This is a genomic window from Streptomyces sp. NPDC002574, assembly GCF_042889545.1.
In the GTDB taxonomy this organism is placed as follows: Bacteria; Actinomycetota; Actinomycetes; order Streptomycetales; family Streptomycetaceae; genus Actinacidiphila.
This window is the reverse complement of record NZ_JBIARB010000005.1, coordinates 377668-398819: the sequence shown is the minus strand read 5'-3', so window position 1 is coordinate 398819 and position 21152 is coordinate 377668. Positions and strand designations below refer to the sequence as shown.

The following is a 21152-nucleotide window of genomic DNA, read 5'->3' as shown; positions in this document are numbered from 1 at the left end:
CGCCCCCGGCGCCCGGGCCCGGGGCCGAGGGGTTACCCCCCGGGGGCCGCGCGGCCCCCCTCGGCTCCCGCCGCGCGGAGCCGCCGGGCCGGCCGGGCCGCCGGGTGCGCGGGCACCGGGCGGCACGGACGGTCTGCGGGGCGTGCCAGGTCAGATGTTCCAGACCTGGAACTCGGACAGCTGGGCCGCGGGCCAGCCGTCGTTGGCGGTGACGGTCACCCGGACGTAGCGCTGGGTGGACGCGGTGAAGGTGATCGTGACGGTGTTGTTCGCGCCCGGGGTGAAGCTGTAGGACGCGGACGACTTGAGGGTGCTGAAGGCGGAACCGTCGGTGCTGCCGGTGAGCGAGAGCGTTTCGTTGCGGGCGCCCCAGCCGGCCGGCAGCTTCAGGACGACCTTGCTCACGCTCTGCGCCGAGCCGAGGTCGACCTGGGCCCACTGCGGGAAGGCGTTGTTGGCGCTCTCCCAGTAGGTGGCCTGGTTGCCGTCGGTCAGGTTCGAGGACGGGTAGACGTCGGTGTGGCTGGACTCGGTGGTGGGCCGGCCGGCCGCCAGGTTGGTGGCCACCGTGCCGCTGCCGGTGCCCGAGAGGGCGACGGTGGTCGGGTTGTCGGTCGCGTTGCTGTTGATCGTCAGGGTGCCGGTGCGGGTGCCGGACGCGGTCGGGGTGAAGGTCACCGCGACGGTGCAGCCCGCGCCCGCGGCGAGTGAGGTGCCGCAGGTGTTGCTCTGCGCGAAGTCGCCGGAGGCGGTCACCGAGGAGATCGACGCGGCGGCCGTACCGGTGTTGGTCACCGTCACGTTCCGCGCGGCGCTGGTGGTGCCGGGCGTCTGGGCGGAGAAGGTGAGCGACGTCGGGCTGACCGTCAGGGTCGGCGACGTCGGGTTGCCGGTGCCGCCGCTCGGGAAGACCTGGAGGTCGGACAACTGGGCCGCGTTCCAGCCGGTGTTGGCGGTGACGTTGATCCGTACGTAGTGGGCCGTCGCCGCCGGGAAGGTCACGGTCACCGTGTTGTTGTTGGCGTTCGGGTCGAAGGTCCGGGCGGCGGACGCCGCCAGGGTGTCGAAGCTGGTGCCGTTGGTGGAGCCCTGCACGGACAGGGTCTCGGTACGGGTCGCCCACGCGGTGGACGGCGGGAGCTTCAGGGTGACCTTGCCGACGCTGTAGTTCTGGCCCAGGTCGACCTGTACCCACTGCGGGAAGTTGCCGTTGGCGCTCTCCCAGTACGTGGAGGCGTCGGTGTCGGTGACGTTGCCCGCGGCGAAGGTGCCGTTGGTGGAACTCGCCGACGCCGGGCGCCCGGCGGCGATGTTCGTGCCGCTGTCGATGCCGGTGCCGCCGAGCGCGACCTTCGTCGGGCTGTTGTTGGCGTTGCTGGTCAGCGTCAGGGTGCCGTTGCGGGTACCGCCCGCGGTGGGCTTGAAGGTGACGGTCACCACGCACGACGAACCGACCGGCAGCGCCCCGCAGTTGTCGGTCTCGGTGAAGTCACCGGTCGCCGCGACGGACGACACGGTGGCCGCGCTCGTGCCGGAGTTGGTGACGGTCACCGTCTGCGGCGTGGCCGTCGAGTCGACCACCGTGCCGGCGAAGGACAGATTGGCCGGGTTGGTGTTCAGCACCGGGCCGGGCGCGATGCCGGTGCCCGCCAGGGTGACGGTGCTGGTGTTGCCGCCCGCTGTGACGGCCAGGGTGCCGGTGCGGTCCCCGGACGCGGTCGGCCTGAAGGTGACGCTGACGGTGCAGGAGCCGTTCGCAGGCACCGACGTGCCGCAGGTGTTGGTCTGCGCGAAGTCGCCCGAGGTGGCCAGCGCGGACACGGCGGCGGCGGTGCCGGTCGGGTTGGACACCGTCACGGTCTGTGCGGCGCTGGTGGAACCCGTGGCGACGGAACCGAAGTTGAGCGCGCCCGGGGAGGCCGTGACACCGGTGACGGGGTAGGGCGGGAAGACCGGCGTGGGGAAGCCGCCGCAGAAGGGTGTCCCGGAGATGCCGGAGTTGCCGCCGCCGTCGGTGACCGTGAAGTTGGGGCCCTCACAGCTGTAGACGGGTGACGAGGCGCCGACGCCGGTCGCCGTGACGTTGGTGAACGTGGCCGCGCCACCGGTCTGCTCCTGCAGCGCGAACGTTCCCGTGCCCGCGATCGTCACATTGCTGAGGTGGACGCCGCTGACCGTGCCCTCGACCCACTGCACCGCCTCGTAGGGGCTCTGCTGGATCAGCGCGTTGCTCACGTTGATCGGTCCCGTGATGGCGCCCTGACTGCCGTCGAACCAGAGCGCTCCCACACCGAACTGCCAGTTCGGGTCGAGACTGCCGTCGCGGATCATCGTGTTGTTGGTGATGTCGGTCGTGCCCACCGGCGTGGAGGTGAAGCGCTGGCCGACGTGGATGCCGCCGCCCTGCGCCAGACCGGAGTCCACCACCAGGTTGCCGCTCACCGTGTTGTCGTGACCGCCGTAGATCGCGATGCCGTTGGCCAGGATCTGCTGCTGCACGGTGTTGTTGGAGAAGCTGTCATTGGCGTCGGCGCCGAGGGCGGAGTCCGCCCACATCGCCAGACCGTCGTCACCGGTGTTGCGGATGTCGCTGTTGGTGACGGTCGAATTGGTGACGCCACCGTGGAAGTTGACGCCGTCGGCGGTGGTGTCGCGGATCCGCAGCCCGCTGAGGGTCAGCTTGTCCATCGGGCCGTCCATCCAGGCGCCGACCTTCAGGTGGTCGATCCAGATGTTCGACGCGGAGGAGTTGCTCATCGCGCCGCCGATGCCGTTGACCTGGTCGCAGTCGTTGCGGGTGCCGACCTGGCCGAAGATCGCGAAGTTGGAGAGGTGGACGTTGCTGCTGACCCCGCGATTGCCGCCGACCCCACAGCTGTCGGGCTCGCCGAGCCCGTAGAAGCCGGGCGCCGCACCGGTCACCGTCGAGTACCACATGCCCGCACCGGCCACGGTGACGTTGTTGACCGTGATGTGGCCGGGGATCTTGAACGTGCCCGACGGGATCCACACCGTGCCGCCGGCCCCGGCCGCGCTGATCGCCGCGTTGAAGGCCGCCGTGGCGTCGCTGCCGCCGGTCGGGTCGGCGCCCTTGCTGGTGACCGAGACCGAGCCGGCCGGCTGCGGGAGGGCCGCGCCGACCTGCTCGAAGTCGGCGAAGTCGATGGTGGTCGTGGTGCCGCCGGCGCCCACCTGGAGGGTGAAGGTGGTGCCCGCCGGATACGTCTGCGGCAGCAGCCGGTGGACCTCGTCGTAGAAGTGGTGCCGGTTGCTGCCCGGGGTGTTGGTGAACGGGTAGCTGCCGTAGTACCAGCTGTAGGCGTTGGTGAGGGTGAAGTCGGGCTGTGCGGCGCCGTTGATGGCGAAGGACAGCGGGGCGGTATAGGCCGAGCCGCCGGCGGTGTCCGGGATGCTGTAGCGGAAGTCGATCGAGTTGGTCGCCACGGGCGTGGTGAAGGTGACGAACTTCCCGCTGCCCTGCAGGGTCACCGCCTTGCGGTACGACGCCTCGTCCGCGAGCTCACCGTAGGTCCAACTCGGGCCGATCAGGGTGCCGTTGGTGGTGGAGTTCTCCGCCTGCACCTCGACGTAGGGCAGGTTCGCGCCGCTGCCGCCGGTGGCGGCCGCGGCGAAGGCCGGGGTGGCGGTCAGCGCGAGCGCGCCGCCGGTGGTCAGCAGTGTGGTGCCGGCCATGACAGCGACGGCTCGTCTTAAGGACGGCCGTCTCCGGCTTCGGAGGATGGGGGGTATACGAAACATCACATGCTCCTTTCGGCGCAGAATGTCTGTTCTGCACCAGGGGGGTGGAGCGCCAACGCAAGGGGCACCGTAATGTCGCGGATACAGCGCCGCAATATCCAGGCTCATTCTCGCGAGAAAGTAACTTTTTTGCGCAAGAATCTGCGCTCCACTGCACGGTCCCGGGGGTGGTGCCGATGTGGCGGTCACGGGCAAATGATTGGCTAGTGGTCTTCTTGTCTAGTCAAGAAGGCGTAATATCCGGCCATGGCATTGCGCAACGCGGTGATGGCGGCCCTCCTGGAGGGGGAAGCGTCCGGCTACGACCTGTCCAAGAGGTTCGACGCGTCGGTGGCCAACTTCTGGATGGCCACCCCCCAGCAGCTCTACAAGGAACTGGACCGGATGGAGTCCCAGGGGCTGATCGAGGCCCGGGTCGTCCTCCAGGAGCGCCGGCCCAACAAGCGCCTGTACTCACTGACCGCCGCCGGGCACCAGGCGCTGCACGACTTCACCGCGGAACCCGCCAGACCGACCGCGATCCGCGACGAGTTGCTGGTCAAGGTCCAGGCGGTGGACGGGGGAGACGCGGCCGCCGTCCATACCGCGATCGCGGAGCTCCTGGAGTCCTCGCGGGCCAAGTCGGCGCGCTACGACCTGGACCGTGAGCGCCTGCTCGCCGGGCGCACCGAGGAGCAGTTCCTCACCGGCGCCGAACGGGTCGGCCCGTACCTGACCCTGATGCGCGGCCGTGCCTTCGAGGAGGAGAACATCCGCTGGGCCGAGCGGGCGCTGACCGTCCTGGAACGGCGGTCCACGCTTCCGGCCTGAGCGGGGCCGTGCCGTCGCGTCCCCCCTCACCGGTCCCCGTCCCGCGGGGGCGCGGGCCGGGACGGCGGGACCCGCGGGTCCAGTCGCAACAGGCCGCGGGCGCACAGTTCGTCGAGGACTTGCAGCAGCAGCGGGCGCGCCTCGGCGCCGGGTTCCTTGGCGGCCGGCCGCGTACCGTCCTCCGGGGACGTCCCACGGGGCCGTGGCACGTCGTGCTGCTCGGGCTCCTCAGGGCCGTTGGTGCACTGTCGGACCATCGGCACCGGCGCGGTCGCCGGAGATACGCCGTACGGGTGGATCCGGTGCCGGTCACGTCGGGCCCTCGACCGGCAGCTCCAGGCGGACCTCGTAACCCCCCTCGGCCGTGGGCCCCGAACTGAACGTGCCGTTCAGCAGCGCGGCACGCTCCCGCAGTCCGACCAGGCCGTACCGCGCGCTCGGCAGGGGAAGGGGCCGGCGGGTGGGCCGGCCGTTGGTGACCGTCGCCCGGACGACGCCGGCCTCGCGCCGGATCCGCACGGTGGCCCGTGCGCCGGGCGCGTGCTTGCGCACATTGGTCAGGGCCTCCTGGACCGTGCGGTAGACGGCACGCTGGACGGGCGCCGGGAGCCCCTCCGGCAGATCCATGTCGAGGTCGGCCTCGATGCCGCTGCCGCCGACGAGCCGTTCGAGGTCCGACACGGACGGCTGCGGTGTCAGTTCGGTCGGACGGCTGCCGGCCGCTCGCAGAACGTCCACCATGTGCCGCAACTCGTCCAGGGTCTGCACGCTCAGCCGCCGGATCGTCCCCGCGGTCTCCTTGACGGCCGCGTCCGGCGCGCCGACCTGCAGGGCACCGGCCTGCACGGCGATCAGGCTGACCTGATGGGAGACGACGTCGTGCATTTCCCTGGCCAGCTGGGCACGCTCCGTGGCCAGCACCGTCTGGTCGGTGAGCAGCCGCTCGTGGTCGCGGGCCTCGGAGATCTCCCGGAGCCGGAGCGAGAGGTCACGACGGGCCTGCACGAGCTGTCCGAGGAAGAGGGGGGCGGCCGCGGTCGTAGCGGTGTAGCCGAGGGTGATGAACGTCGCCGTTTGCGTGAGGTCGAAGTTCATCGAGGGCCACGGTGGTACGTCACAGAGCGTGAAGGCGATGCCGCAGAGCGCCAGCAGAGTGCGCCGCCGCGTGAACGTGGCGAGCGTGTACAGGGCGGCCAGCGACGCGAACACCGCGGACGACACGAGCACGGCGGGCAGGGTCAGCAGGAACGTCAGCAGCGGTCGGTGGCGGCGCAGCATCAGCGAGAGCGCGGCCGTCAGGCCCCAGGCCAGGCTGGCGGAGTCGTTGAAATGGACGTTGACGCGCACGTCGAGCAGCGCGAAGAAGACGAGGACCACGTCCAGCAGCACGGGGGGCGGCGTGCGGAACCTCATCATCCGTCGGCCCGCCGGCACGGACGGCCGCACGCGCCGGTACGCCGCGGGCCGGCGCCCTCACCGGGGCGGGGCGTGCGCGGGGCTCCCGCCACGGGTCGCCGGACGCCCGGGGCCGGCGGAATCGTGCGCGCCGTACGGCATGGGGCCATGATCGGATGCCTACCCCGCCCGGGGCCGTACCCCTTGCGCGCGCCGCGCTACCGGCCGGATGGCGGATGCCGTCCCGCCGGTCGGTGGAGGCAACAGCCGCCGACCGGTGGATGGATCCCGGGGACGCCGGACGCCATGCTGTAACCAGGAAACACCTGTCCACGCAGGTCCACGTGTGTCCACGTATCCCCGTATCCACGGACCGCGGCACCGACGGTCGGCGCCTGCTCCCTCCTCACGTCGCCTCGTCACCCGAGTGGCGGCAGACAGCCCACGGACCGTGTGGGAGAACGGTTGCCGGAGCCTCACAGGACGCCCGGTACCCGACCGGGAAAGGAAGGAGGCCACCGTATGGCGATCCACCTGACCCTTCTGTGCGCGGCCACCGCGACCGGAGGACGCGAAGCGGTCCTCGGTGACGAGCCCGTGGGGAAGCGGCTGCCCGGCAGCGTGACCCTCCCCGCGTTCGTCACCCACCCGCTGACCATCAGGGCGCCCTCGACGCGCTGCGCCCGGACCGCCGAGGCGCTCGGCCTCGAGCCGACGGTCGAGCCCGCGCTGCGGGACCTGGACTGCGGTCGCTGGAAGGGACGGACCCGCGCGGAGATCGCGGCCATGGACCCGTACGGCCTGTCCCTGTGGCTGACCGACCCCGAGGCCGCGCCGCACGGCGGTGAATCCGTCCGGCACCTGTGCGACCGGGCGGCCGACTGGCTCATCAAACTCCCGCGTGGCACCCGGCCCACTCTCGCCGTCGTCGAGCCCGCCGTCGTGCGCGCCCTGCTCGTGCACGCACTTCTGGCGCCGGCGAGGACCTTCTGGCACCTCGACGTGCGGCCGCTGTCGGCGGTGTCGCTCGTTTCCACGGACACCGGCTGGCAGGTCACCCCCGCCCACGCGGCGGAGCGGGAGCCCTCTCGTCCGGCCGGGAGCGTTCCGCTCGCCGTCCACGGGACGCCTTTCACGACTCTCCGCCACCATGCGCCATTGGAGCAGGCGAACGCCGCCGCACCGCCGCTTTCCTGACGGGCCGTCAGTGAGAGGCGCCCGTTGCCGGTGACACCGGCGACGGGCGCCTCCCGTTCGTGTCGGGGTGCCTCGGTGGCCGCCTTCATCCGCTCCTGGCCGGCCTCGGCGACGATGCCCTGAGGCGTGGCGTCGTCGACACCCGCACAGGTCCCGGGGCGGCTGTGGCGGGGCGGTGGCCGGCCTGTGACACCCCGAAGACCCCGGCTCGGTGAGCCGATCCGGGATCAGATCCAGGATCAGATCCAGGATCAGATACGGACGCCGAACTGGAACGGCATGTTGTTGATCGACTCGTAGCGGACGAGCGCGCCGGAGTGGGGCGCGTGCAGGACCATGCCGTTGCCCGCGTAGAGGCCGACGTGGTGCAGGTCGCCGTAGAAGATCACCAGGTCGCCGGGCTGCAACTGGCTCATCGACAGGCGGGTCCCGGCGTTGGCCTGGTCCTGCGAGATCCGGGGGATGGTGACATCGGCCTGGGCGTACGCCCAGAAGGTGAGGCCGGAGCAGTCGAACGAGGTCGGACCCGCGTGCGAGTAGACGTACGGCATGTCGATCCGGGTCTGCGCGGCCGCGAGGGCGGCGGCGGCACGGCTGGTGGCCGGGGTGTCGTTGCCGAGGTTGACGTGCTGGTTGCCCACGCCGGCGCCGGCGTCCGCGGCGGCGACCGCGGCGCGCTGGGCGGCGGTCAGTGAGTTGAGCAGCCGCTGCGTCTCGGCCAGCTTGCCCTGGACCTGCTTCTTCTTCCTGGCCAGTTCGGTGCGGGTCCGGTCGAGTTCGGTGAGCTTGCTCGCCGCCTCCGCCTTCTGCTGGGCGAGGCTGCGCTTCTTCTCCGCGATCTGCCGGAGGCCCTCGGCCTGTTTGGTGCTCAACGCTTCCAGAGTGGACGCCTTGTCGAGGTAGGTGTCCGGGTCGGTGGAGAGGAAGAGCTGCAGCGTCGGGTCGATGCCGCCGCTGCGGTACTGGGCGCTGGCGAGGGTGCCGAGGTCGTCCTGGAGGTCGTTGAGTTCGTCCTGCTGGCGGGCGACCTCGTCCTGGATGTTGTCGACCTGCTTCTGCAGCTGCTCCTGCTTCTCCTTGGCGCCGTTGAGCTTCTCGGTCGCCTGCTCGGTCTGCTCGTAGAGGGCGTCGACCTTGGCCTTGACGCTCTTGACGGACTGCTTGGCGGGAGCGGCCTGGGCGGCCTGGGCGGAGATCGCCACGGCTGCGGCGGCGGTCGCGGTGAGCACCGTGATGCGGGTGCGACTGGTCTGCTTGGGTCGACGGTGGGACGCCACTCGGGCGAGCTCCTTCTTCCTCCAGCCGCCTGCCGCGTGCGTCGGGAACCGCGGTTCCCCGGCCCCGAGTGTCGGCGTTCCCCCGTCGTACGCACGCCACTTCGGATCGGCGGGACCTCTGCCGCCACCCCGATTGGGTGATCGCTGGACAGAGGTTCGAGACCTGACCCTAGTGACCATCTTGTGATCGGATCAAATCCCTTATGAAATAAAGTCGTTCTCATGGGCCCTTTCTCTGCACACATCGCACACACAGTGAGGTCGGGTTGACGCAGAGCACCGGAAATCCGGTCCGCCTGCCCCGGCGGCCGGACCCGGTTATGCTGCCTGCTCCGACATGCCAGGGAGGATCCGCACCATGACGAGCACGACGTCGCCCTTTCCCTCGCGGCTCGAACTCGCCGGGGAAGGCCTCGTCCTGCGCGACTGGACGGAAGCGGACCTGGCCGCGATGCCGGATCTGTTCGACCATCCCGACATCGCGTACTGGACGCCGATCGTCTCCCCCTTCGACGAAGAGGCCGCCCGCGCACGACTGGACCGGGACCGGCGCATGCGGGCGGACGGCACGACGATCCTGCTCGCCGTCACCGTCGACGGCGGCGCGCCGCTCGGCGAGGTGATGCTGCGCCGCGCCCCCGAGGGCGCGGAGATCGGCTACGCCATCGGTCCCGCGCACCGAGGCCAGGGGCTCGCCGTGCGCGCGGTCCGGGTGATGACCGCGTACGCCTTCGGGCAACTGGGCCTGCAGCAGGTGATCCTGGAGCTGGAGGCCGAGAACGCCGCGAGCGTCGCCGTGGCCACCAAGGCGGGGTTCCGCCTGCTCGACGTGCCGCTGATCGAGGGGGAGGAGAAGGGGCGTGCCTTCGCCCTGCAGACGTGGGGCCTGTCCCGGGAGTCGTGATCGCCGGCCCCGGCGCACCGGCGAGAGGGGCGTTGGGATCGGCGCGCGCCGAAGGGGATACTGGCCGCCATGCGTATCGACTTCGATCCCGAGGTCATGGGCCGCACCCCCTTCTACAAGCTGCTGACCTCGGTGGTCGTGCCGCGGCCCATCGCGTGGGTGTCGACCCTGAGCGAGGCGGGGACGGCGAATCTCGCCCCTGCGAAGTTCTGAGGAAAGCGGTAGCGGTCCCGGAGAACGCCGGGCGTGGCGCCTTCCTGGCCGTCGACACCGACCTGTACTCCACGCGGCACTGGTGTCCGGAGGACCTGTGGACCGCGAAACGGGAGGGGGTTCCCATCGTCATGCTTGACGCCCTCACCCACGGCGAGGAGAGAGCCTCGTCGCTCGCTGGGAACGCGCGCTGGGTGCGCGTGCGCATGCTCGAAGATGGGTGGTCGGAGGCGGACGTCTTCCGTGGGGTGAACCTCCTGGTGGACGACTACCTGTCGTACGCTCTGTGGCGGCACCAGAGCACGTGCTTGCGGCGGTACGTAGATGAATCGACGACCCGGATGAGTTTCCACCCGCCGGAAGCGGAAACGCTCACGGCGGAACTGAAGAGACACACGCAGACCACCGCAGGCCGGTCTACGATCCGCCGGTTCAGCGTCCTGCACGCCGGCGTCCCTGTCCGACCGACCGAAGCCGCGCAGCTGAAGGATGTCGCGTCATTGAGAGGGCTGGTCTTCGAGTCCATGACCCCCCAGCAGTTCGTCGCCTTGGGCCGGGACCGTATGCGCGAGAACGGAGGGACGTACATGTCCGACGTACTGCCGACCGAAGCCCTGAAGGGAATGCGGATCGGTATCTCGGTCGCAACCAGTGCAGACCTGGACAGGCTGGGCCTGGCCGAAACCCAGTTCCGCACGGTCCTCGGTGAACTCGCGCAGCTCGTCGTGACGGCGGGCGGCAAGCTGGCCTACGGAGGAAACCTGCGGCAAGACGGCTACACCCTCTTCTTGATCGAGCAGATGCGGACGTACGCGCCCTCGTCCCGCCCGTTGCTCAACTGCCTCGCCTGGACCGAGCACCGCAGACTGCCACTGTCGGAACTCGATCGCCATCGAGAAGAGTTCGGACGCTACGGTGAGATCGTCTGCCTGAGTATTGACGGCGAACCGGTCAACCCCGCCGCCGACCGAGGCGAGGCCCCTGTGCCCGAGGCCGACCCAGAGATCAGGCACCGCGCACTCACCGGCATGCGTCGCCACCTCATGCGCCATGTGGACGGGCATCTGCTCCTCGGTGGCAAGCGAGGAGGGTTCCTCGGGACCATGCCGGGGCTCGTGGAAGAAGCTCTGCTGGCCTTGGAAGCCGGGCTGCCCGTCTATCTCGCGGCTGGCTACGGCGGAGTCACTTCCGAGATCGCCAAGACGCTCGGCCTCACCGGTGCACCAGATGTACCCCATCCCTCGGACGCCACCCCGCCCGATCCCCGCTTCCTCGACGGCCTGGAGCGGCTTCGGGCACTCACTAACGCTCCCACGTGGACTGGCCTGTACAACGGCCTGACCGACGAGGAGAACCAGCAGTTGGCGGGTTCCCACTACCCCCAGGAGATCGCCGCCCTGGCATGCCGCGGGCTGGGGCGCCTGCGCCAGAGCACCTGACCCGGTAGGTTCCCCACCAGCACGGACAGGGTGTCCGTGCAACGAGCCATCCGGGGAAAGGACACAAGAGGTGACGGTGCGTCGGGGGTGGACCATCGCTGCTGCGAGACGCACGGTGGGGCGGGCGGTGCTGGCCGCGGCAGTCGGTGCAGTCATCGGCGTCGCCGCGTACTCCATCAGCCAGACGGGAGGCCAGTGGCTCTCCGTCGCGGTCGGCGGTGTGGTTGGAGTCGCCCTGGTACTCGGCAGCGATGTCTACCGCAGGTCGGTCCAGTTGACCGAGGTGCGGCTGGTCCTCCCGGGCAGCGAGATGACGTTCAAGGCGAACATGGACATGCGGCAGGCGGCGCTGCGCATGTTCTTTCAGGCCGCGACGCGTGTGGCAACCCGTCCATTGGACGATGGAAGCGGCAATCTGCGCGAAGCCCTCACGTCCCTCAAGATGCTGTTCGACATGTACCGCGAACCGCTGGAGTCCGGTAGCGCTACGCCTCCTCCCGCGAACGGCGACTCCGTCCACGAACTAGTCCTGGACATACTCAACTTCGAACTCGCGCCCTTCCTGGCCACCTGGCATCCCCGGCTGCGTGCCTTCGAGGAGGCCCACCCCGAAGAGAACGAGTCGGCCTGGCCCGGCAATGCGGAGTTCCGGCAGGCCTTGCGCGAACTCCAGTGCAATCTACGGCCGTACATCATCGGTCTGGGTGAGATCGCGGGCGTCCGCGACCCCGAACGTCATCTGCGCAGATCCGCCTGGCACGAGGCCCGCAACTCGGAAGGCGTCCCCGAACAGGACACAGCACAACGCTCCGCCACCGCCTGACCGCGTCCCAATCACCCTTCCCTCGTTCTCATCCGTAGTTACCCGTTGCTCGAATCATCCGAGGGGATCTCCATGTGGCGGACAACAAGGTCGGGAAGTACGGGATTTTGGGCGTTGGAGGGGGACTGCGTGAGATGGCGTGTGGGGCTCAGGAGGTCCGAACGGCCCGAGGACCACGACGACCACGAGCATTACGACGCCTTCATCTCATACGCCAACAAGGCGGACCGCCGCCTCGCGCCGTCGCTACGTGGCAGGCTAAGAAGTGTCGGCGCTGGGGTGATCAGGGTCCGCCGACGCCGTAAGCGGCCGCAGCTCCGCGTCTACCTTGACCAGCGGTCCCTGCCAGCTACCCGAGAGCTTCCCGATGAAGTGAAGCGGGCTCTGGACAGGTCTCGGTATCTGATCCTGCTCGCCTCTCCTGAGGCAGCCACCCAGCCATGGCCGAACCAGGAGATCGAATGGTGGCGTGAGCACGACGCCAGCCGTCACATCCTTATCGCTCAGACCGGTGGGCAGTTGGCGTGGGATGCGGAGGCCGGGGACTTCCACGTCGGTTCCAATGCCGTACCGCCCGCCCTGAAGGGGTTCTACAAGAAGGAACCGAAATGGGTCGACCTGCGACGCTTTAAGCGCCGGTGGCGCCTCCACCCCGCGCTCGCTCTCCGCTGGTGGTCCGGCCGCGTCGCCGTCTGCCAGTTGGCGGCGCCTCTGTATGGCGAGAGGCCCGAGGTCCTACTCAGGGAAGAGCGATGGCGACGCCGTGGAAAGCTTACCGTCGCCTTTGGCTTGGTTCTCGCACTGACGTGGAGCCTGCTGGCCTGGGGGGAGGCGCGGAGTGACGCGAATGCACAGGAACGCCTGAAACTTGCCGAGGCATTGTCGAAGCGCTCGACCGAAGAGGTCGTAGAGGACCCCGTGCTGGCGGCCCGGCTCGCTGTCGCCGCCTACGCCATGGAGCCGACTCCAGAGTCCACGACCGCCATGATCCAGCGCATGGACCAGATGCGGCACGTCCAGTTGATCCGGGACCACCAAGTGGACGGGACGGTCTCCTTCATCGCCACAGCGGTCGGCCCGGACAACCTTTTTGCATTCAGCGGACGTGGCGGCTCGACCATCGAGGTCTGGGACGCGGCCCCGTCGCGTCGAGCGTACCTGCTAACCGCACCGGTTTCCGAGGACGCCCCACCGGGTGCCGGCGGGGAAGGCTGGGGCGACATCGACCAGCTGGTCTTCAGCCTCGACGGGCAATGGCTGTTCGCATCGCAGGTAGGCCACGGAATGCGGAGCTGGAACCTCGCCGAGGGCGGCCGGGAAGGACCGCGCAACGACAGGATCGGGTCCACCTTCGCCATCGCATCGGACACGTCCCTGATTGCGGCGCCTGGCGGCATCGATACCGGAGACGAAGGCCCCGTGTTGGCGGAGCCCGTTGGTGGCAACGGCCTGGAATTGTGGGATCCCGAGCGAGGGTCGGTCACCACGACGCCGCCTCTCGACCCTCGGCTGAGGATCGACGACGTCGTATTCTCCGCCGATGGCCGACGGGTGCTTGCCCTGGCGACGAACATCGACAGTGACCGCGCGACCCTCCGTGCGTGGGATCTTCGACGTCGACAGTGGTTGCCGAAGAGCGAGGCGATCGCTCTCCCTGGCACGCCCACCGCATTCTCTCCGGACGGGAGCCGTATCGCGGCCGTACGAGACACCCGTGTGGAATTCGTCGACACCAGGAACGGGTCGAGTCACGGCAGAGCGTCTCTGCCTGCCGAATGCGACGTCTACGACCTGAAGGCCGCAGCCGACGGCCGTACTGCGGTTGTCGGCTGCGCCGACGGCCGGGTGTTCGCCCTGGATCTGAGGTCCGGTTCGCGAACCGAGCTGTTCCGACACGCGAAGAGCATCCGTGCGCTGGCCATCGGCAGCGACGGTAGGCAGGTGCTGTCCACAGACGAACAGCAGCTTGCTCTGACGACTCCCGGCCACGACAACAGGTTTCGCCGACTCTCCTGGGGCGCATCTGCCTCCCAGGCGGAGTGGGACGACGCGGGCCGACTCGGCGTCCTAGAACAGGACCGCATCGCCGTCTACGACCCGAAGCGTCTGAAACCTGTCGACCGTTCTTCACCTGGCGATGGGCGGGGCACTGACTGGATGGACCTGGCCTTCTCGCCGGACGGGCACAGCCTGACGACCATCGGGGTGTCAGGAGATGCATACCGCCTCGTCCACTGGCGCCGCGATCCCCTGACTCCGGTGTGGCAAACGACGGCCGATCGGCTCGGGGCCCGGGAGCTGTACAGCGTCGCTGCGTTGTCTTCCGGCACGCTGGCGGTGGTCACGGACAATGGAGTGCGGCTGGTCAGCCGGGACGGCCGACCAGGATCGTTCCTCAAGGGCGAAGGGATGCTCGCGGCAGATCCCTACGGCCGTCGCCTGGCAACCCTGACCGTCAGTGGCTACGAGGCCCCTAGGACCCCTGAGGCCTTGGTCGAGGTCCGACAGCCCGGCGAGAAGGGGCAACTTTCCGCACCAGTCCGGTTGCGCCTTCCCGACGCCTTCGTCGAAGGCATTGCGATGAGCCCTGACGGTTCGACATTGATTCTCTCCGTGGTCCACTGGAAGTTCACGGCCGACGGCACAAAGAGGGACGGTGAGAAATCCAGGGGAATGGAGTTGTGGGATCCCCGGACTGGGCAGCGGAAGTCGGTCGTTCGAGGCAACTGGCCAGCGAGCTCCCAGGGCTGGGTTGCGGATGGCGCGGCTACTCGGCTGGTGTCGTTCGCCCCCGAGAGCGTCACCTTCCATTACGTCGACCGCGGCGGGCCCGCAGCCACGTGGACGTCTCCCTGGGAGAGCGGGACCCCTCTGGCGGTTGCTGGCAGCCGATCCGGAGATCAAGCGGCCGTCATCACATCCGAGGGAACGACCCTGTGGGATCTGAATCCCGAGCACTGGCGCACCGCCTTGTGCCGGATGGTGGACGGTGGCTTGACGGCGCGCGAGTGGCAGGAGTTCACCCCGCGGCGTAGCGAACTACCGGAGTCTTGTTAGTAAATGCGCTACTGAGTCGGCGTCGCAGGTCACGGTCGCCTGGATGCCGGGTGTAGGCACGGAATCTCGAGAGCCGGTAAGGCGGATGGAAGGCAGGGGCGTCCGCTCGGCGCCCACGAGCACCAATCGAACAGTCCGGGGTCTTCCGTACCGCCCGGGCCCGCCTGGAGGATTAAGTCACCTGCGCGTCTTGTTGCGGGCGGGTGAACATCAGGCGGGTGACGGTGATCGCCTTGCCCCAGCCCCGGGCGTCGACAGGGCGTCGTGGAGGGCGGATGCTGCAGGTCATGCAGTCCTGAAGGTGTGTCCCCCGGCGAGAGCCTGGGGCCACACCCCTACGCGGCTATTTCCTCTGGTGTCCTCCAGTGGGGGGAGGAGGCGTTCGCGGACGTGGTGGCTTCGGTTGGCGCCCTTGGGGCGCAGGGGCGGTTGAACCTCGATGCTGTGGAGGTACCTCTGGAGGAGGGCGCGGCACTGGTGGTGGGAGCCCTGGCGCCAGCTGTCCAGGATCAGTTCTGTGTCAATGGGTTGCGGCGTGGCGCTTTCGGCGGCGGCGATGGCGTCGCGTAGAACGGAGATCTTCTTGTTGATGCTTCCCAGGAGTTGAAAAATTCTTCCTGACCGAGGCCGGCGTCCGTGAGGGCGCCGGAGGGCCAGCGCTGGACGAGGTCTTCCTTACGCCTGGTTTGGTCGGTGAGTTGGTTGTGCAGGGGCGTGAGTCGTTCGTTGGCGGGTCCGTCGGTTGTCGAGCTGTGCAGGGCATTGGCGAGGAATGCGGTGAGCGCCTCATCCACCACTTCTTCGACGGTATGGGCGCTGATCGACTTCCCGAGGCATCCCCCGAGTGCAGTGGGCGGGCACCGGTAGGCGCGGACCTGGGTTTTGCTGCCGCGGTGGCCGACGAGGCCCCGGCCGCACTTGCCGTAGATGAGGATGCCCGAGAACGCCGAGGTGTCGTTCTCCTTGTAGATCTTGGCGAACGGTCCCCAGCGCAGCCGTGCCCGGGTGTCCTCGGCATCTTCCTCCTGGCGGTCGACTCCGGCTTCGGTGCCGAAACGGTCGGAGGAGATCAGCGGATAGGCAGCCGGTCGTTGGGGGAGGGCCGGGGGTGACGCGGCCGCCGCGTGCCTGCGGCGGAATGAGCATGTCGTCCCACTCGTGCGACGTGGACATGGGGTGATCGACTCCGGTGACTCGTGTCTTCCGATACCCGGCCCTTTCGTCGGAACCTCGCGTTCGGCCGGGGCGGAGAGGGCGGCCACGATCCGCATCCCTCAAGGGGGATACTGGCGCCCATGCGAATCGACTTCGATCCCGAGGCCATGGGCCGCACCCCCTTCTACAAGCTGCTGACCTCGGTGGTCGTGCCGCGGCCCATCGCTTGGGTGTCGACCCTGAGCGAGGCGGGGACGGCGAATCTCGCCCCGCACTCCTTCTTCACGGTCGCGTGCGTCAGCCCGCCGGTCGTGCAGTTCACGTCGGTCGGGCGGAAGGACTCGCTGCGCAACATCGAGGAGACCCGGCAGTTCGTCGTCAACCTCGCCCCTGAGCACCTCTTCGAGCAGATCAACGCGACCGGGACCGACTTCCCGCGCGGCGTCAGCGAGTTCGACGAGGTCGGCATCGCCCGAGAGCCCAGCCACGTGGTCAAGCCGCCGCGGGTGGCGGCCTCCCCGGTGGCCCTGGAGTGCGAGTTGCACAGCACGGTGACCCTCGGCGACTCGACGGTCGTCTTCGGCCGCGTGGTGCACGCCGCCGTCTCCGAGGCCGTGATGGCCGACGGCCATCCCGACGTCCGCAAGCTGCGTCCGCTCGCGCGTCTCGGCAAGGACGAGTGGGGCACGACGGGGGAGATCCTGGAGATCTCCCGCATCCGCTACGCCGACTGGCCCGGCGCGCGCCAGGGCTGATCCGCGGGGGCCGCTCCGCACCGGCCGGGCCGCGTCGGGCAACGCCCGCCGTGGCCCGGGCGAGGCCCGGCTCCTGACTTCCCGCAGTAGGCTGCGGCGGGTGAACCACCACGTCACCCATGTGCCCGACGGGCTGAGCGTCATGACGGCGTCATTCCTCCATTTCCACGCCGTCCGTGTCGAGCCGCTGCCCGTCGAGCGCTACCGGGCGACATGGCTGGGGCTCGGCATCCCTGTCGAGGTCATCGACCGGGCGGCCGCCTACCAGGCACGATGGGGCGGATTCCTGGTGCCTCCGGCGCCCCGCTACGAGGGCGGCCCCCATGTGCTCAGTGCGGACCTTCCCTTCGGCACGCCGGAGGAGGGCTGGTGGTTCGCGGCGGGCGACCAGCGCTGTTCTCTCCCCTACGGGTTCATGATCGCCCCCGATGGCGCCTTCGGGATCCGCGGCGCCCGGTGGACCCCGCTGCACGCCCATGTCGAGGGGTGGGTCGAGTCCGTGGCCCTCGCACACCGTGCGGCGGGGAGCGCGCGCCGGATCACGCAGGTGTCGGGAGACGCCGTGGAAGGCCTGGACCTCGACGCCCTCGATCCGGTGCCGCGGGTGGCGGGCATCGCCGACACCTGGTGGCGCGGTCCGGACTCGCTGGTGGCGGTCTACCGGGGGGAGGCCGAGCACTTCGGACGCCCCGGGTATCTGCGGGCCGATGTCTACGAAGGCCTGCCGGAGGACGCGTTCTGGTTCGACCGGTAGGCGGTCAGCCGCGCCGGCGCCGGCGGCGGGCCCAGGCCGTGAAGACCAGCGCCCCGAGTCCCGTCACGGCCAGGAAGCCCATCGCCAGCAGGAACACCGGCGAGGTGGGGGTGGCGGCGCGGCTGCCCGCGACGACGTAGGCGGCGGTGTTCGGGATCGTGCCGAGCGCCGTCGCGACCAGGTACGGCATCAGGCGCGTCTCGGACACGGCAGCGGCGTAGTTGGCCGCCGCGAAGGGGATGCCGGGGAAGAGCCGCATCACGAGCATCGTGCGGAAGCCGTGCCGGCTCAACTGCCGGTCGGCGGACCGCAGTATGCGGCCCCGCAGCAGCGGGCGCAGGGCGTCCCGGCCCAGGACGCGGCCCAGCACGAAGCAGGCCGCCGCGGAGATCACCGTGCCGCCGATCGCCGCGGTCAGCCCCCACACCGAACCGAAGAGCGCGCCGGCGCCCATGCTCAGCAGCGGGCGGGGGACGAAGGCGGTGGCGCAGATGCCGTAGCCGAGCGTGAACAGCAGGATCGCGGCGAATCCCGTGAGCTGCGCGGGCCAACCGTCGGCGAGGTAATGCTGCGGCTCCCAGATCACCACGCAGACCCCGGCGCCCACGAGGAGCACGACGAGCAGCGCCAGTCGGGCCCACGGCGACACGCGCAGGCGCGGGCGGGAACCGGTCAGGGCAGGGGCGTCGGACATTCCGCGAGCCTAGCCCAGGAGGATGTCCGTCCGGGGACCGTCAGTGGTCCCGCGTACGGTGCGCGTATGACATCCCATGTCCCGGTCGTCCCGGACAGCACTCTCGCCGATCTGGTGCTGCCCCGCCTGACCACGGCGTATGCCGCGGCCGCCGACCCGGATCGGGCCGCCTCCGCGGCGGCCTACATGCGCGGAGCCTTCCCCTTCCTCGGTATCGCCACTCCTGCCCGGCGCGTGCTGTCCCGGGAGGTACTGGCGGGCACGCCCCGCCCCGGTGAGAACGACTGCGCGGCCGTGGCCCTGCGGTGCTGGGCGCTGCCGGAACGGGAGTACCGCTATTTCGCGGTCGACTTCCTGCGCCGCCACATCGGGCGGTGCTCGTCGGCGTTCCTCGGCACGGTCCGGCACCTCGTGGCGACCGACCCGTGGTGGGACACGGCCGACCTGCTCGCGGCGCACGTCGTCGGGCGCCTGGTCGCCGCCGATCCGCCGCTGGTGGCGACCATGGACGCCTGGATCACGGACGACGACCTCTGGATCGCGCGCACCGCGCTCCTGCACCAGCTGACGTACAAAGGCGACACCGACGCCGAGCGGTTGTTCCGCTACTGCCTGCTCCAGTCCGGGCACCGTGATTTCTTCATCCGCAAGGCGATCGGCTGGGCGCTGCGCGAGTACGCCCGCACCGACCCGGACGCCGTGCGGGAGTTCGTCGTGTCGGCGGCGGACCGGCTCTCGCCGCTGTCGGTGCGCGAGGCCACCAAGCACCTGTGACAGCACGCCCGTGGCTGGGATGCTGGGCGCATGCCCAGCGCCCCGGAGCACGACCACGGCCGTGTGCGGCGAAGCTACGACGCCGTGGCGGGGGAGTACCGGACGCGTATCGCCGGCGAACTCGCGCACAAGCCGCTCGACCGCGCCCTGTTGTCCGCCCTCGTCGAGGAGACGGCCGACGGCGCGCCCGTCGCCGACCTCGGCTGCGGCCCCGGCCATGTGACCGGCTGGCTCGCCGGCCGGGGCGTGCGGGCGGTGGGGATCGACCTGTCGCCGCGGATGGTCGCGCTCGCCCGCGCCGACCACCCCGGGGCCGAGTTCCGGGTGGGCGACCTGCGCCGTCTGCCCGCCGCCGACGGCGAGTTCGGCGCCGTCGTCGCGCTCTACAGCGTGATCCACCTCGCCCCGGACGAACTGCCGGCCGCCTTCGCGGAGATGCGGCGCGTCCTGCGGCCTTCCGCCCCGCTGCTCGTCGCCTTCCATCTCGGCGCCGAGGTGCGGCACATGGCGGAGTGGTGGGGCCACGAGGTCGACGTGGACTTCCACTTCCTCGCCGCCGCCCACGTCCGCGCGGCCCTGGAGGGCACCGGATTCACCGTGCGGGCGGCGCTCGAGCGGACCCACTACCCGCACGAGGCCGAGTCCCGCCGCGCCTACGTGCTGGCACGGCGCGCGCCGTGACCTGAAAAATCGTTCGCCCCCGGACCCTCCCGTGCCGCATGATCGGCGGCATGTTCCGGTACGCCTTCCTCGCAGACGCCTCCGCAGTCGCGGACGCGCCGAAGGCTGCGCCGGCACCGGCTCTCCCGGTCCACGCCTTCGGCGGCGCCCGAACCTGACCCTCCCCGGACAGTCCGGCGGACCCCGCAGGGGGAGGGTCGGCAGGACGCAGGGGTCCCATTCCGCAGGTCGACTTGTCGATGTATCCGACGAGTCGACTGACCGAGAAAGCACCGCACCATGCCCAAGCAGGCGTACCAGCGCACCAAGCCGCACCTGAACATCGGCACGATGGGTCATGTCGACCACGGCAAGACCACGCTCACCGCCGCCATCACCAAGGTCCTCAGCGCCCGCGGCTCCGCCGCCTTCGTCCCGTTCGACCGGATCGACAAGGCCCCGGAGGAGGCGGCCCGCGGGATCACCATCACCATCGCGCACGTCGAGTACGAGACGGACACCCGCCACTACGCCCACGTCGACATGCCCGGCCACGCCGACTACGTGAAGAACATGATCACGGGGGCGGCGCAGCTGGACGGGGCGATCCTGGTGGTCTCGGCCCTCGACGGCGTCATGCCGCAGACCGCCGAGCACGTGCTGCTCGCCCGCCAGGTCGGCGTCGAGCACATCGTCGTCGCGCTCAACAAGGCCGACGCCGGGGACCCCGAACTGACCGACCTGGTCGAGCTGGAGGTGCGCGAACTGCTCTCCGCCCAGGGATACCCCGGGGACAGCCTGCCCGTCGTCCGGGTCTCCGGGCTCAAGGCGCTGGAGGGCGACCCGCGGTGGACGGCGGCGATCGAGGCGCTGCTCGACGCGGTGGACACCTACGTGCCGATACCGCACCGCTACACCGACGCGCCGTTCCTGCTGCCGGTGGAGAACGTACTGACCATCACCGGCCGCGGCACCGTCGTCACCGGTGCGGTGGAGCGCGGCACGATCCGGGTCGGCGACCGCGTCGAGGTGCTCGGCGCGGACACGGCCTCCGTGGTCACCGGACTGGAGACCTTCGGCAAGCCGATGGACGAGGCGCAGGCCGGCGACAACGTCGCGCTGCTGCTGCGCGGCGTCGCGCGCGACGTCGTGCGACGCGGCCATGTCGTCGCCGCGCCCGGGAGCGTCACGCCCAGCCGCCGGTTCCGCGCCGAGGTCTACCTGCTGCCGGCCGCCGAGGGCGGGCGGCGCACGGCGATCGCGACCGGCTACCGCCCGCAGTTCTACGTGCGGACGGCGGACGTCGTCGGTGACGTGGACCTCGGCGGTGCCGGGATCGCGCTGCCGGGGGCGAGGGTGGAGATGACGGTGGAGCTGGGCCGGGCGGTGCCGCTGGAGACCGGTCTCGGCTTCGCCGTCCGCGAGGGCGGGCGCACGGTCGGCGCCGGCACCGTCACCGCGCTGCTCGACTAGCGAAGGGGCCCGG

At 70.0% G+C, this 21152-nt stretch carries 17 protein-coding genes and 1 pseudogene; 12 read left to right on the top strand and 6 right to left on the bottom strand.

The genetic code is table 11. The features are described 5' to 3' along the window. Positions 1-150: 150 nt before the first annotated feature. Positions 151-3693, bottom strand: coding sequence for a choice-of-anchor D domain-containing protein (locus ACFYXS_RS14390; protein ID WP_389247659.1), 3543 nt, complete (start codon positions 3691-3693; stop codon positions 151-153). A gap of 312 nt (positions 3694-4005) precedes the next feature. On the opposite strand from ACFYXS_RS14390, the gene ACFYXS_RS14385 reads away from it, so the two are divergent. Then, the gene (locus tag ACFYXS_RS14385; protein ID WP_389247657.1) at positions 4006-4569 is read left to right on the top strand and encodes a PadR family transcriptional regulator; all 564 of its coding nucleotides are present in this window, start codon (positions 4006-4008) and stop codon (positions 4567-4569) included. Positions 4570-4595: 26 nt separating this feature from the next. Here the strand turns inward: ACFYXS_RS14385 and ACFYXS_RS14380 are convergent, their stop codons facing one another. Further along, a complete protein-coding gene (locus tag ACFYXS_RS14380; RefSeq protein ID WP_389247655.1) occupies positions 4596-4778 on the bottom strand; it encodes a hypothetical protein in 183 nt (60 codons plus the stop codon). A 100-nt stretch (positions 4779-4878) separates the two neighbouring features. Beyond that, positions 4879-5982 carry a sensor histidine kinase gene (locus ACFYXS_RS14375; protein WP_389247653.1) on the bottom strand — a complete coding sequence of 368 codons (1104 nt, stop codon included), beginning with the start codon at positions 5980-5982 and terminating at the stop codon, positions 4879-4881. Positions 5983-6486: 504 nt separating this feature from the next. On the opposite strand from ACFYXS_RS14375, the gene ACFYXS_RS14370 reads away from it, so the two are divergent. Beyond that, a complete protein-coding gene (locus tag ACFYXS_RS14370) occupies positions 6487-7161 on the top strand; it encodes a histidine phosphatase family protein (RefSeq protein ID WP_389247651.1) in 675 nt (224 codons plus the stop codon). Between the two features lie 251 nt (positions 7162-7412). Here the strand turns inward: ACFYXS_RS14370 and ACFYXS_RS14365 are convergent, their stop codons facing one another. Then, positions 7413-8438 (bottom strand): NlpC/P60 family protein, encoded by a 1026-nt coding sequence (locus ACFYXS_RS14365; protein WP_389247649.1) that lies wholly within the window; start codon positions 8436-8438, stop codon positions 7413-7415. 358 nt (positions 8439-8796) lie between these two features. Here ACFYXS_RS14365 and ACFYXS_RS14360 point away from each other — a divergent pair, with 358 nt between their 5' ends. The 5 genes and pseudogenes from ACFYXS_RS14360 (at position 8797) to ACFYXS_RS14340 (ending at position 14874) form a co-directional block, all read left to right on the top strand. Next, complete coding sequence (locus ACFYXS_RS14360; RefSeq protein WP_389247647.1) at positions 8797-9342, top strand: GNAT family N-acetyltransferase; 546 nt, start codon at positions 8797-8799, stop codon at positions 9340-9342. Between the two features lie 69 nt (positions 9343-9411). Then, positions 9412-9552 (top strand): annotated as a pseudogene (locus ACFYXS_RS14355) (flavin reductase family protein); the annotation flags it as partial. Between the two features lie 134 nt (positions 9553-9686). Continuing rightward, positions 9687-10994, top strand: coding sequence for a hypothetical protein (locus ACFYXS_RS14350; RefSeq protein WP_389247645.1), 1308 nt, complete (start codon positions 9687-9689; stop codon positions 10992-10994). A 70-nt stretch (positions 10995-11064) separates the two neighbouring features. Then, positions 11065-11817 (top strand): hypothetical protein, encoded by a 753-nt coding sequence (locus ACFYXS_RS14345; RefSeq protein ID WP_389247643.1) that lies wholly within the window; start codon positions 11065-11067, stop codon positions 11815-11817. Between the two features lie 129 nt (positions 11818-11946). After that, the gene (locus tag ACFYXS_RS14340) at positions 11947-14874 is read left to right on the top strand and encodes a toll/interleukin-1 receptor domain-containing protein (RefSeq protein WP_389247641.1); all 2928 of its coding nucleotides are present in this window, start codon (positions 11947-11949) and stop codon (positions 14872-14874) included. Positions 14875-15383: 509 nt separating this feature from the next. Here the strand turns inward: ACFYXS_RS14340 and ACFYXS_RS14335 are convergent. Further along, on the bottom strand, positions 15384-16136 hold the full coding sequence (locus ACFYXS_RS14335; protein ID WP_389247639.1) for a zinc ribbon domain-containing protein: 753 nt from the start codon (positions 16134-16136) through the stop codon (positions 15384-15386). A gap of 33 nt (positions 16137-16169) precedes the next feature. Here ACFYXS_RS14335 and ACFYXS_RS14330 point away from each other — a divergent pair, with 33 nt between their 5' ends. Next, positions 16170-16784: a flavin reductase family protein gene (locus tag ACFYXS_RS14330; protein ID WP_389247637.1), complete on the top strand. Its 615-nt coding sequence runs from the start codon at positions 16170-16172 to the stop codon at positions 16782-16784. 100 nt (positions 16785-16884) lie between these two features. After that, on the top strand, positions 16885-17538 hold the full coding sequence (locus ACFYXS_RS14325) for a hypothetical protein (RefSeq protein ID WP_389247635.1): 654 nt from the start codon (positions 16885-16887) through the stop codon (positions 17536-17538). A gap of 4 nt (positions 17539-17542) precedes the next feature. On the opposite strand, the gene ACFYXS_RS14320 is transcribed toward ACFYXS_RS14325, so the two are convergent. Then, a complete protein-coding gene (locus ACFYXS_RS14320; RefSeq protein WP_389247633.1) occupies positions 17543-18232 on the bottom strand; it encodes a TVP38/TMEM64 family protein in 690 nt (229 codons plus the stop codon). Between the two features lie 66 nt (positions 18233-18298). On the opposite strand from ACFYXS_RS14320, the gene ACFYXS_RS14315 reads away from it, so the two are divergent. The 3 genes from ACFYXS_RS14315 (at position 18299) to tuf (ending at position 21139) form a co-directional block, all read left to right on the top strand. Further along, on the top strand, positions 18299-19006 hold the full coding sequence (locus tag ACFYXS_RS14315; protein WP_389247631.1) for a DNA alkylation repair protein: 708 nt from the start codon (positions 18299-18301) through the stop codon (positions 19004-19006). 30 nt (positions 19007-19036) lie between these two features. After that, positions 19037-19687: a class I SAM-dependent methyltransferase gene (locus ACFYXS_RS14310; protein ID WP_389247629.1), complete on the top strand. Its 651-nt coding sequence runs from the start codon at positions 19037-19039 to the stop codon at positions 19685-19687. 279 nt (positions 19688-19966) lie between these two features. After that, entirely contained in the window at positions 19967-21139 is a 1173-nt protein-coding gene (gene tuf / locus ACFYXS_RS14305; RefSeq protein WP_389247627.1) for an elongation factor Tu, read from the top strand. The last annotated feature ends 13 nt before the right edge of the window (positions 21140-21152 follow it).